Raw genomic sequence first — 11,564 nt, 5'->3', positions numbered from 1 at the left:
ACTCTTCAGTTTTTACGATAGATAAGTTTTTTAAAGTTTTTATGGTCCAGCCTTCCTTGGGGTTTCAAATAATTCGCTACATTTGCAACTTTAATGATAAAGTGATAGCAATATCAATCGTAAATAGTAAATAGTAAAATCGTAAATAACCTCATGCCAACAATATCTATTCGCGGAATGGAGATGCCCGCATCTCCTATCAGAAAACTGGCTCCTCTGGCAGATGCTGCCAAGCAGAGGGGTATACATGTATTTCACCTGAACATCGGTCAACCCGACCTGCCTACTCCGGAAGTCGCGATTGAAGCGATACGGAACATCGACCGGAAAGTTCTGGAATACAGTCCCAGTGCGGGATATCGCAGTTACCGCGAGAAGTTGGTGGGTTACTATGCAAAGTACAATATCAATCTGACTGCAGACGACATCATCATCACTTCCGGCGGCTCGGAGGCGGTGTTGTTCTCTTTCCTGGCTTGCCTCAATCCGGGGGATGAAATCATTGTTCCCGAGCCGGCCTATGCCAATTATATGGCGTTTGCCATCTCTGCCGGAGCCAAGATACGCACCATTGCCACGACCATCGAAGAGGGTTTCTCGTTGCCCAAGGTAGAGAAGTTCGAGGAGTTGATTAACGAGCGCACGCGTGCTATTTTGATTTGCAATCCCAACAATCCTACGGGTTACCTCTATACACGCCGTGAAATGAACCAGATTCGCGACCTTGTGAAGAAGTACGATTTGTTCCTCTTCTCGGACGAGGTGTACCGTGAATTTATTTATACGGGTTCTCCTTATATCTCTGCCTGCCATCTGGAAGGCATTGAGAACAATGTGGTGCTGATAGATTCCGTGTCCAAGCGCTATTCGGAGTGCGGCATCCGCATCGGTGCCTGATAACGAAGAACAAGGAAATCAGGGATGCCGTCATGAAGTTCTGCCAGGCGCGTCTCAGTCCTCCGTTGATAGGCCAGATTGCCGCAGAAGCATCACTGGATGCCGATGAGGATTATCTGCGCGACACATACGATGAATACGTGGAACGCCGTAAATGCCTGATTGACGGATTGAACCGCATACCGGGCGTATATTCGCCCATCCCGATGGGAGCATTCTATACGGTGGCAAAGCTTCCGGTAGATGATTCCGACAAGTTCTGTGCTTGGTGTCTGTCGGAGTTCGAGTACGAGGGACAGACGGTGTTCATGGCTCCTGCCTCCGGATTCTATACTACGCCGGGTTCCGGTCGCAATGAAGTGCGTATCGCATACGTACTGAAGAAGGAAGATTTGACTCGCGCCTTGTTTGTCCTGCAAAAAGCATTGGAAGCCTATCCGGGACGAACCGAATAAAATGAAATAATTCATTAGGCGCGGATTACGCGGATTACACGGAAAACTTAAGATAAAGACGTTTGTTTCAAATCTTCCGTGTAATCCGCGTAATCCGCGCCTAAAAAATAATGGCTTATGAATCTATCTCGTTTTATAGCACAGCGTATTTATCAGAATTCTGAACCAAGCAAGCAAGTTTCCCGCCCTGCCGTACTTATCGCCATGATTGGCATTGCCCTCGGACTGGCGGTGATGATTATTGCCGTGTCCGTCATTGTCGGCTTCAAGAGCGAGATAAGGGATAAAATCGTGGGTTTCGGTGCCCATATCCAGATAGGCAACCTGGATGCTGCACGCTCTTATGAGACGCGCCCGGTGGTGGTGGGCGACAGCATGATGGCTGCGCTTTCCGATTATCCCGAAGTGAAGCATGTACAACGCTACTCCACCAAGCCGGGGATGATAAAGACCGCCGATGCCTTTCAGGGAATGGTGCTGAAAGGTGTGGGGCAGGAGTATGACAGCACCTTTTTCCACCGCCATCTGCTGGAGGGGGAGTTTCCGCAATTCAGCGATTCCGCTTCGTCCAACCGCGTAGTCATCTCAAAGTCTCTTGCCAACAAGCTGCAATTGAAACTTGGTGACAAGATAGACACCTACTTCATCCAGGACGATGTGCGTGCTCGCCGCCTGAAGATTGTAGGTATCTACCAAACCAACTTCTCCGAATACGACAACCTATTCCTGCTTACCGACCTCTATCTGGTGAATCGCCTGAACAACTGGGAGCCGGACCAGGTGAGCGGTGTGGAGCTGGAAATACGCGATTATGACAAGCTGGAAGAAACCACCTATGAGATAGCTGCCGATACGGACGAACGTCCCGACCGCTATGGCGCCGAGTATTGTGTCCGTAATGTAGAGCAGCTCAATCCCCAAATCTTTGCCTGGCTGGGCATCTTGGATGTCAACATCTGGGTCATTCTTATTCTGATGGTTGGGGTGGCGGGTTTCACCATGGTATCCGGCCTGCTGATTATCATCATAGAGCGTACCTCCATGATAGGCGTGCTGAAGTCTTTGGGAGCCAATAACTTTACCATTCGTAAAGTCTTCCTTTGGTTTTCGGTTTTCCTCATCGGGAAAGGCATGCTTTGGGGGAACATTATCGGCCTTGCATTCTATTTCGTGCAGCGATGGTCCGGCTTGTTCAAGCTCGACCCTGAAACCTATTACATGGCTACTGTCCCGGTATCTTTCAATATCTGGCTGTTCCTGCTGCTGAATGTCGGCACATTGTTGGCTTCGGTCCTGATGTTGCTGGGTCCTTCATTCCTTATTACACGCATCCATCCCGCCGATTCCATGAGATATGAGTAGATAAAGCGGTGCTTTATCGGCAATAAACTGATAGTTTATCGGGAATAAACTGATGGTTTATCCGCAGTAAACCGATAGTTTATCCGCAGTAAAGCGGAGCTTTATCCTCAGTGAAGAATAATAAAGTTTATAAGCATTGATATTCAGTGCGTTGCTTTTTGGGTGGATAAGCCGCTATTCCGGTTGTGCGGAGAATAGCGGGCTAAAGTCGGGTGGTTGCTATTTCCTCAGAAAACCGCTTTTCTTACGGAACAGACAATACCATTTCCAGCGCAAAGACTGTATAGGCTGCAATAGGTCGAAGACCGGCAGTGTGAAGTAATATCTGCGCTGTTCTTCCAGGTCGCGGGCGGTCTTGTTCACGATGACGGCCTGCATGGTGAAACGGAGCAGGAACAAAAGGAAAGCGACACCTGCTGCCAGCCAGTGGAAGTGCAGAATGCCGATGACCATCGCGGCTATCCAGGATGCGTGGAATGCCAGGCGGGTCAGGGTCTCAAAACCGGCCAGCCAGCGTTGCATTCCATGATACAGCCGTGCTGTAGAGGCGTAGCCTATTTTCTCTTCTTTCCAGTCTTTGGCACGCTGAAGCGGCTGCATGCGCACAATGGCATTGGCATCCGTTTCCACCCGCGTGTTCTCCGGCGTAGCCACGTGGTTGACGAACAAATCGTCGTCTCCCCGTTGCAGGTTGAGGTGTGCGGAGAATCCTTTCTGCCGGTAGAAGAGTTCCTTCCGGTAGGCCAGGTTATGTCCGATGCCCATGTAGGGGCTGCCTGCCAGGGCAAATCCCAGATAGCGCATGGAAGTGAACAGATTGTCGAATGCCGCCCGTTTGTGCAGCCAGCCTTTGCCGCGTTCGTAGCCGCTGTATCCCAGCACCACTTGGGTACGTGACGTGAAGTTGCGTGCCATCAGTCGCAGCCATTGGTTGCTTTGGGGCATGCAGTGGGCATTGGTAAACACCAGCCATTCATATTTGCTGGCCTTGATTCCAAGCGTCACGGCCAGCTTCTTGCGGCTGATGTAGCGGGAGGAGTCGGGTACGAAGCTGTGGTAGAGATGGGGATATTTCTCCTCAAGGATGGTCAGGTAATCCTCGCTCTCATCGGTATTGCCGTCCTTGATGACGATGACTTCGAATTGGGGATAGTCCTGCTCCAGCACGGCGCTCAGGTTGCGGCGCAGATTCTCGGATTCCTCGCGGGCGCAGATGATGACGGATATAGGGGGCAGCTCCTGGGTGAAGTGCGTGTCTCCCTGCTTCACGGCACGGCTGCGCGCATGAATACGGTTGTAGAGACAGAGGTAGTAGATAATTTGAATAAGGAACAGGCCACCCGCCGCGGCGAGTACGATAATTTCAGTTGAATCTAATGTAAATGCTTCCATGTGCAGTAGGACGTTTATGTGCTGCAAATTTACACAATTTCCGGCACTACCTCAAACTTTGTTCCGGGAAAGTGCTTGGACAAATACCGCTTGATGTATTTCATCGTGTCTTCCTGGATAGTCTTGTCCTCCACCGTGGGATAGAGGTTGTAGAGTACCGTATCGAGCGCGATGCCCCGGTGCTTGATGGCTTCCAGGCTCAGCAGGGTGTGGTTGATGCTGCCCAGCTTTCCGGAGGTGACGAAGATAAGCGGGTACTGCTTCTCCGCAATGTAGTCTATCGTCAGGAAATCTTCGGTGAGGGGAACCATCAGACCTCCGGCGCCTTCTACGAGCACGACGTCATAGCGTCGGGAAAGTTCCCTGGTGGCACGCTCTATTTTTCCGAAGTCTATCGGGCGCTTGTCTATGCGGGCGGCGAGGTGGGGGGAGCAGGGGTAGGAGAATATCTCGGGCATGGTCAGCCCCTCTTTGTCTTCCGGCAGGTAGCCGGTTCCGGTGAGGCGGCGGTGCAGGTCGATGTCCTCGGAATGGCCGGTGTTGCCGGTCTGGATGAACTTTTGGGTGATGACGCGCAGGCCGCGTTGCATAAGCTCACGGGCATACCAGGCGGTGCAATAGCTTTTTCCGGCATCCGTATCGATGCCGCTGATGAAGTAGATGTTTTTTGTTTCCATTATTCAGTCTTTTTTCGTGCGATGATATAAATAGGGTGATAGGTCAGGCTTACGTTGCCTGCGGCATCACTGAACCGGGTTGTGTATTCTTCGCAGAAGGATTGCAGGCGGCTACGCGTCCACATCCTTTTTTCCGTACCCGTCACTCCGGTTTGCTTCAGATGCTTCAGCACTGCCTGGGGAGTGGGGAAGGGCAGGGATATCACCTCTTCTTCGGCATGTAGGATGTCGAAGCCGGTAGACAGCAGGGCTTGCAGCTCCTCCACGGAGAGATAGTCCAGCCCGTGCCCCGTCAGTTGGCGTATCTCGTGCATGTTTGTAGCGCCGAAGGTGCTGAAGGCAAGCAGGCCGTCTGCCGACAGTGCTTGGTGGCAGCGGGTGAAGAAAGCGCCTGGGTCGTCGAACCATTGCAGGGTGGAGCACGAGGTTATCAGGTCGGTTTCTCCGGGGAAGTCGATGGCTTCGGCATCACCGGGGACGAACTGCACGGTAGTGCCGTCGCAAAGTTCCTTGACGCACTCCTCCATTTCCCGGCACAAGTCGTTCAGCAGCAGGGTTTCCGGTTGCAAGGTGTGTAGGAGGATACGCGAGTAGCTTCCCGTTCCGCAGCCAAACTCTACGACACGGCGGAAACGTGTGTATGGTTCCTTTATGAGCTGCATCATCTTCTCGGCGACTTGTTGCTGCACGCGGGCCTCCCGGGTATAGGTATTCCGGGCTTTGGCAAAGCGGGCGGCTATCAGTTGTTTGTCCATCGGGTTCAGTGGCTTGTCCATAGGTCTTGCAGGTAATGTCTGAATAACTCTTCCTGGTAGTGGGCATCCTCCGTTTGCAGCACGGGGGTGCCGAGTGTCTTCCAGGCTTGCAGCTGGTTGGCTGGCGGAATGATGCGGTCGTTGCTTCCCGCTACCGCCTGCTGCCAGTGGAAGGTGGCGGCAGGCAGTGTGTGGTACATCTTCTCAATCTCCGTCAACTCATCTCTCAACTCTTCCAGCGGACGGCGGGGAGTGATTTCCAGAAAAGCTTTGAAGGCTGCTCCGTTGGCGCACATGCGGCGGAGGAATTTGTGCAGTGAAGCCCCGGTCAGTCCGTCCAATGTCCCGTGGTAGATGGCGGGTGGAATGCCCATATGCTGGTCTATGGGGTAGGGCGTTCCGTTGATGGCGATGCTGTTTGCCAGATGGATGCCTTCGCCGGACGTACCTGGCGATGAGAGCTGTGGCACGGTCTGCGAAGCCGCCCATACCCCCATAGACCAGCCGATGAGGTTAATTTCGCGGTATTCTTCCAGTCCGGAGGCGTCAAAGTCCAGTGTGCGGTAGTCATAGCACACCATGAAGTCGCTGGCTGCCGGACGATACATTTTGAAAGGTGTCTCATCGGCTCCCCAGCCGGCAAAGAACAGCAACAGCCGGGGATGATGCTCGTGTATAATGTAACTTTGTTTCATCTGTTTTTAGAATCGTATAGCGTTGGTATTCCTTTCTTCCTTTAGGGGAATAAGGGGTATCAGTTCTCCAATCTCATCTTCCGTATGTCTGCCGTCAGCGAGAAGCGGATGCGTGATGTCCCTTCGGGCACCGTGGGCGGGCGTACCGGCAGTGCATAGAACCCATGCCTTTGCAGCATTTCGGCGCACAGCACGGTGTCGGCACTGGGGCCGATAATTAGGGGGACGATATGGCTTGCGCTGGGGCATCCGTACCCCTTGGCTTGTAATGCTTCGCGCAGCGTCCGGCTGATTCTTGCCAGATGCTCGCGGCGGTCTTGCATGCCGGCAAGTTTCCGCACGATGAACAGTGTCCAGGCAATGCTTGTCGGAGGCAGTGCCGTGGTGAAGATGAGGGTTCGCATCCGGTTGACGAGATACTCGCGTATCGTCCGGCAGCAGGCGATGTAGCACCTGCCGATGCCGCTGCCTTGCCGAAGGTGCCCACCAGGAAGTCTATGTCGCAGATGGTTCCGGTCTCTTCGGCGCAGCCCAGGCCATGCTTGCCCCTTACGCCGAAGGCGTGGGCTTCGTCCACATAGAGCAGTACGTTGGGGTATCTTTTTTTCAAACGCACCAATGCCGTGAGGTCGGCTTGGTCACCGTCCATGCTGAAGATGCTTTCCGTGACGATAATCAGCTGGCTGTATTCGGTATGGTACTGTTCCAGCAGGCGTTCCAGTTGCACCAGGTCGTTGTGGCGGAAGCGGATGCAGCGTGCGGTGGATAGGCGGATGCCGTCGATGATGCTGGCGTGCACCAGCTTGTCTGCCAGTATCAGGGTTTGTGCATTGCTCACGGCGGGCAGAATCCCCATATTGGCATGATAGCCGCTATTGAACACCAGTGCTGCCTCTGTGCCGAAAAGTGTGGCGAGTTCCGTCTCCAGCTCTTCGTAAATCCCGAAGTTCCCCGTCAGTAGGCGGGAGGAGGAGGATGTGGGCAGGAAGGTGTCCGGGGTCAGTGTCTGCAGGAATTCTTCCCTCAGCTGGTGGTCGGCAGCCAGGCCCAGGTAGTCGTTGGACGAAAGGTTCAGCATGCGCCGGCCATCGGCTACAACCGTGCGCCCCTCGTGCGTCAGTTGCGGCAGGCGGCGCAGGTTGTTCTGTTCTTTCAGTGTTTGCAGCTCTTGCTGCATATATCCTATTGTATTCATACGTGTATGCATTACTTTATCAAGGGCGTGTCATGTGATGAATATTTGAATACAAATCACACGAATTAGAGAAAATATAATATGCTAATAATGAATTAACAGCAAAAAAATATTTGTGTAATTCGTGTAATTTGTGTTTTTTCCCGTTTAGATACACCCTCATCAACTATTCATCTCCTGTATGATTTTCATCAACCCTCCCGTCAGTTTCCTCAACTGTTCCGGCTCTATAATGAACGGAGGCATCAGGTATACCAGTCTTCCGAACGGGCGTACCCAGATTCCCTCCTCAACGAAGCGTTTTTGCATCCACGCCATGTCTACGGGCTTTTTGGTCTCAATCACCCCGATGGCTCCCAGCACACGTACATCTGCCACTTGCGGCAATCGGCGTGCCGGTTCAAGCTCTTCCTGCAGTTGCCGGCTGATGCGGGTCACCTTGCCTTGCCAGTCGTATTCGGGCGAGGTCAGCAGCTTCACCGAAGCGCACGCCACGGCGCATGCCAGTGGATTCCCCATAAAGGTGGGGCCGTGCATAAACACCTCCGGCGCGTGATTGGAGATGGTATCTGCCACTTCGTTCGTCGTCAGTACGGCAGACAGTGTCATGTATCCGCCGTTATGGCCTTTCCTATGCACATGATGTCCGGTTCCACACCCGCGTGCTCCCAGGCAAAGAGTTTTCCCGTCCGTCCGAAGCCGGTGGCTATCTCATCGAATATCAGCAGCAGGCCATGCTCCTTGCATATCTGTGCCGCTTCGCGCAGGTACCGGGGGTGGTAGAACCACATGCCGCCGGCACCCTGCACCACAGGCTCGAGGATAATCGCTGCCAGTTCCTCGTGATGCTCCTCTACCAGTTTCCGCAGTTCCGCCGCATCCCGTTCATCCCATTCGCCGTGGAAGCGCGAGCGCGGCTGCGGCACGAAATAGCGCACCGGCAATGATGCCCCGAACAGCGAGTGCATGCCCGTCACCGGGTCGCAGACAGACATGGCATTCCATGTATCCCCGTGATAGCCCGAACGGATAGTCACAAAATTGTTCTTCTTCGCCTTTCCCTTGCCATACCAGTACTGCACGGCCATTTTCAAGGCCACCTCCACTGCCACCGAGCCCGAGTCGGCATAGAATATCTTCTGCATGGACGGCGGGACAAGCGGTAGCAGCAACTGGCCCAGTTCGATGGCAGGGTCGTGTGTCAGCCCTCCGAACATCACATGCGACATCTTGCCCAGCTGTTCCTCTGCCGCCCGGTTCAGCGTAGGGTGGTTGTACCCGTGGACGGCGCACCACCACGACGACATTCCCTCTACGAGTGTTTCTCCGCTATCCAGGGTGATGGTGGCGCCTTCGGCACGTTTCACCTTGTACACCGGCAGCGGGTTGGTGGTGGAGGTATAGGGGTGCCATAGGTGCTCTTTGTCGAACTGCGAGCCGCAGAACCGGTATCCGGCATCTTCTATCAGCACTTTGTCTTCCGACACTTTCGAGCCGAGTGTTGTCAGCAGGTCGCCCACGATGGCAGAGTTGATACCGATGTGCAGCGCTTGCTTCACGGCCTCCTTGCTCAGTTGCGAGCGTCCCCCGGCAAAGCGGAGGAAAGCCGTCGGGTTGATGAAGCGGAAGAGGGCGATGGTGGTCAGTATTTCCTCCTCGCTGAGTGGAGCCTGCCGTTCCAGCGGTGTGCCGGGGATGGGGCTCAGGAGGTTGATGGGGATGGACTGTACTTCCAGCTCGCGCAGTGTGAAGGCGAATTCGATGCGTTGCTCCATGCTCTCGCCCATGCCGATGATGCCGCCGCTGCAGATGTCCATGCCTACGTTGCGGGCGGCTTGCAGGGTGCGCAGCTTCTCTTCCTGCGTGTGCGTGCTGCACAGTTGGGGAAAGTAGGAGGGGGCTGTCTCCAGGTTGCAGTGATAGCGGGTGATGCCTGCGTCGTGCAGTGCCCGCATTTCGTCTTCGTCGAGCAGTCCCAGTGATGCGCATAGCTGGATGGACGAGTGCCGGCGCATGTGCCGGGCGGCTTCGCACAGTTTCTCCATGTTTCTGGAGGAGGGCTTCCGTCCGCTGGTCACCAGCGAGAAACGTGCCACGCCCTGGGCTTCATTATGCCGGGCATGCCGCAGGCATTCTTCTTTGTCTACCAGGTCGTACACGTCTGCCTGGGTTTTGTAGTGCGACGACTGTGCACACCACTTGCAGTTTTCCGGGCATCGTCCGGACTTGGCATTGATGATGGAGCACATGTCGAACTCCTCCGAGGCCAGAGTCCGGGTTATCTCGTGGGCGGCTTCGTACAGTGCCGCCTTGTCGGGTTGCATGGCCAGCCATTCGGCTTCTTCCTTGCTGATGTGGCTGCCGCGCAGCACTTGTTCCTTCAACTTCTGTAGGGTCATATCTTTCTTGGGTTAAGTTCGTGGATAAAGACAGAGGTACGGATTGCCGGGGTGGTGCAGCTTGTCATTCTGCTGCATGGCTTCCGGTAATCCGTACCTCTTGTTCTCTCTTGTTTCAGGCTGTATGTGTCTTGTCCGCCCGTATTCCCGCAGGGGCGGATGACTTGTGTTTCAAAAAGAATGTGCCGGTTCGTTCCCGGCTCCGTGAGTATGCTTGTCAGGGCGCTGCTGCTACCCGGCGGAATGCCGGTGTCGGTTTCCCTTCCTTCCGTTTCCCCTTTCCAGGCACTCTCATCCCCGCATCCGGCATGTCCGGCGGTTCCCGCAGCCTTCTGTTTGGACAGAGAGCTGTCTGCCACGCTTTTGCGCAGGCAACCGATGGTGACACACCGCCCTATGCTGGCAAATGCAGCGTAGGCTTTTCTGCTCCAGCGGCGGAAGCGGATGGTAGGTGCGGCGGGTGATGTATTCCTCATGTTTTTTTCAGCCTGATGCGGTTTTGTTTTCTTTTAGCGGATGCAAATGTAGAAAAAATAATTTCATAACGGTAATGGTCGTGCATGAAAAAAGCCGCGCAAATGCAACTATTGCGCGGCTCTTCTTTAAGGAATGTCGTAGGATTTCACTCTTTGGACGACTGGTAGTACAGATACCAGTCATTATTGGTGGCGCCATTGGACTCTACCCATTTGGTGAAATCGGGATACTCCAGGTCGATGCGTACGGTTTCCTTTGCCGGAGTGAACCGGATGGGGCCTTCCGTGCCGGTTGTGGCCGGCAGCATGATGGCGAATGGATATTTGCCGTCCTTGTTGATGTAGTAGGCATCGTCTTCGGCTCCGATTTGCTCTGTGTTGGCTTTGCCGGTCGCTTTCTTCTTGGGCAGATGCACTTCTGTCCGGTTGTCGGCTCCGGCTGTATACTGGGCAATGATGAACGGGTTCAAGTCGGTTTCCAGATTCTTCTTAGGCAATGTGTTGTCTGCAAATGTACGGGTTACGGTAAATTCGTTGCCCTGCACAGACTTTGCATCGGGGAATAGGATGACAGAAGAGGTTTCTGTTTCATCGACTGCTCCGGCAGGCAGTTCCATGCTGCCTCGCTGGCTGGCCACATATTGCACGGCAAATGCGTTGGAGTATGCGGCGGCACCACTTTTCTGTACGGGTACAAAGGTGTCTTCCACCTTCAGCACATAATTGTTGCTGTTGAATGAAATGGCCCGTTTGTGTTCGATAATCACGTCGTTCAAGTCATAGTCACCGCCATTGGGCCAGATGTCTTCGTAGGCATACGTGCGTAGGTTGTTTCAGAGCTCGTCACCGTAGGTTCTTCCGGGTCTATGACCGGGCGGTCCGGGTCTTGAATGGCTTCATTGGGGTTGGCATCGATACAGAACAGTATGTCTTCATAGCTGGTGTCATCGCCATCTTCTACTCCATAGACTATCGTGCCGTTGCTGGCGGAGAGGGAGATAAAGCGGGCCTGCTGGCCTGCATATATCTTGTTCCATTCTTTATTGGAATATATATAATTTTTAGAGTAGTCGATACCTTTATTGGGGGTATATCCATTGGGGATGATGAAATATCCTATGGTATATCCTGCCGGGAATGTGGTGGAGACGTTATCGTTTTCGTCCCGATACAGAAGTTGTATTTTTGTATTCTTCTCTATGGGAGCGTCATATTGGAAATATTTGTTACCACTTCCAAACCATTTGGTATACGGGTTGTA

Annotated in this window: 8 protein-coding genes and 3 pseudogenes; 2 read left to right on the top strand and 9 right to left on the bottom strand. The window is 53.6% G+C overall.

Annotated elements, in window-relative coordinates:
* Positions 1-153 precede the first annotated feature (153 nt).
* Positions 154-1,352, top strand: a pseudogene (locus JCM16496_RS19560) (pyridoxal phosphate-dependent aminotransferase).
* Between the two features lie 117 nt (positions 1,353-1,469).
* Complete coding sequence (locus tag JCM16496_RS19555) at positions 1,470-2,714, top strand: ABC transporter permease (RefSeq protein WP_025836253.1); 1,245 nt, start codon at positions 1,470-1,472, stop codon at positions 2,712-2,714.
* Positions 2,715-2,933: 219 nt separating this feature from the next.
* Here the strand turns inward: JCM16496_RS19555 and JCM16496_RS19550 are convergent, their stop codons facing one another.
* The 9 genes and pseudogenes from JCM16496_RS19550 to JCM16496_RS24365 form a co-directional block, all read right to left on the bottom strand.
* A complete protein-coding gene (locus JCM16496_RS19550; RefSeq protein ID WP_025836252.1) occupies positions 2,934-4,106 on the bottom strand; it encodes a glycosyltransferase in 1,173 nt (390 codons plus the stop codon).
* A gap of 29 nt (positions 4,107-4,135) precedes the next feature.
* Positions 4,136-4,783, bottom strand: coding sequence for a dethiobiotin synthase (gene bioD / locus JCM16496_RS19545; RefSeq protein WP_025836251.1), 648 nt, complete (start codon positions 4,781-4,783; stop codon positions 4,136-4,138).
* On the bottom strand, positions 4,783-5,559 hold the full coding sequence (gene bioC / locus JCM16496_RS19540) for a malonyl-ACP O-methyltransferase BioC (RefSeq protein ID WP_128809745.1): 777 nt from the start codon (positions 5,557-5,559) through the stop codon (positions 4,783-4,785). Before bioC ends, bioD begins: the two co-directional genes overlap by 1 nt.
* Positions 5,544-6,233 carry a pimeloyl-ACP methyl esterase BioG family protein gene (locus JCM16496_RS19535; RefSeq protein ID WP_025836249.1) on the bottom strand — a complete coding sequence of 230 codons (690 nt, stop codon included), beginning with the start codon at positions 6,231-6,233 and terminating at the stop codon, positions 5,544-5,546. The genes bioC and JCM16496_RS19535 overlap by 16 nt, the downstream gene beginning before the upstream one ends.
* Positions 6,234-6,239: 6 nt before the next feature.
* Positions 6,240-7,428: pseudogene (locus JCM16496_RS19530) on the bottom strand (8-amino-7-oxononanoate synthase).
* 162 nt (positions 7,429-7,590) lie between these two features.
* A pseudogene (gene bioA, locus JCM16496_RS19525) lies at positions 7,591-9,827 on the bottom strand (adenosylmethionine--8-amino-7-oxononanoate transaminase).
* Positions 9,824-10,303, bottom strand: coding sequence for a hypothetical protein (locus tag JCM16496_RS19520; protein WP_025836248.1), 480 nt, complete (start codon positions 10,301-10,303; stop codon positions 9,824-9,826). The pseudogene bioA and the gene JCM16496_RS19520 overlap by 4 nt, the downstream one beginning before the upstream one ends.
* 146 nt (positions 10,304-10,449) lie before the next feature.
* Positions 10,450-11,070 carry an LruC domain-containing protein gene (locus JCM16496_RS24370; RefSeq protein WP_244440503.1) on the bottom strand — a complete coding sequence of 207 codons (621 nt, stop codon included), beginning with the start codon at positions 11,068-11,070 and terminating at the stop codon, positions 10,450-10,452.
* Between the two features lie 5 nt (positions 11,071-11,075).
* Positions 11,076-11,564 (bottom strand): DUF4114 domain-containing protein (locus JCM16496_RS24365; RefSeq protein ID WP_244440502.1); only part of this gene is annotated, 489 nt, incomplete at its 5' end.

It is taken from the genome of Bacteroides rodentium JCM 16496, from assembly GCF_000614125.1.
In the GTDB taxonomy this organism is placed as follows: Bacteria; Bacteroidota; Bacteroidia; order Bacteroidales; family Bacteroidaceae; genus Bacteroides; species Bacteroides rodentium.
Note: the sequence above shows the minus strand (reverse complement) of the source record. Positions and strands in the feature narration are given on the sequence as shown.

What these genes read in the sequence shown, in the direction of transcription:
- JCM16496_RS19555 (WP_025836253.1), top strand. Translation starts at nt 1,470, where the DNA reads ATGAATCTATCTCGTTTTATAGCACAGCGTATTTATCAGAATTCTGAA.
- JCM16496_RS19550 (WP_025836252.1), bottom strand. Translation starts at nt 4,106, where the DNA reads ATGGAAGCATTTACATTAGATTCAACTGAAATTATCGTACTCGCCGCG.
- bioD (WP_025836251.1), bottom strand. Translation starts at nt 4,783, where the DNA reads ATGGAAACAAAAAACATCTACTTCATCAGCGGCATCGATACGGATGCC.
- bioC (WP_128809745.1), bottom strand. Translation starts at nt 5,559, where the DNA reads ATGGACAAGCCACTGAACCCGATGGACAAACAACTGATAGCCGCCCGC.
- JCM16496_RS19535 (WP_025836249.1), bottom strand. Translation starts at nt 6,233, where the DNA reads ATGAAACAAAGTTACATTATACACGAGCATCATCCCCGGCTGTTGCTG.
- JCM16496_RS19520 (WP_025836248.1), bottom strand. Translation starts at nt 10,303, where the DNA reads ATGAGGAATACATCACCCGCCGCACCTACCATCCGCTTCCGCCGCTGG.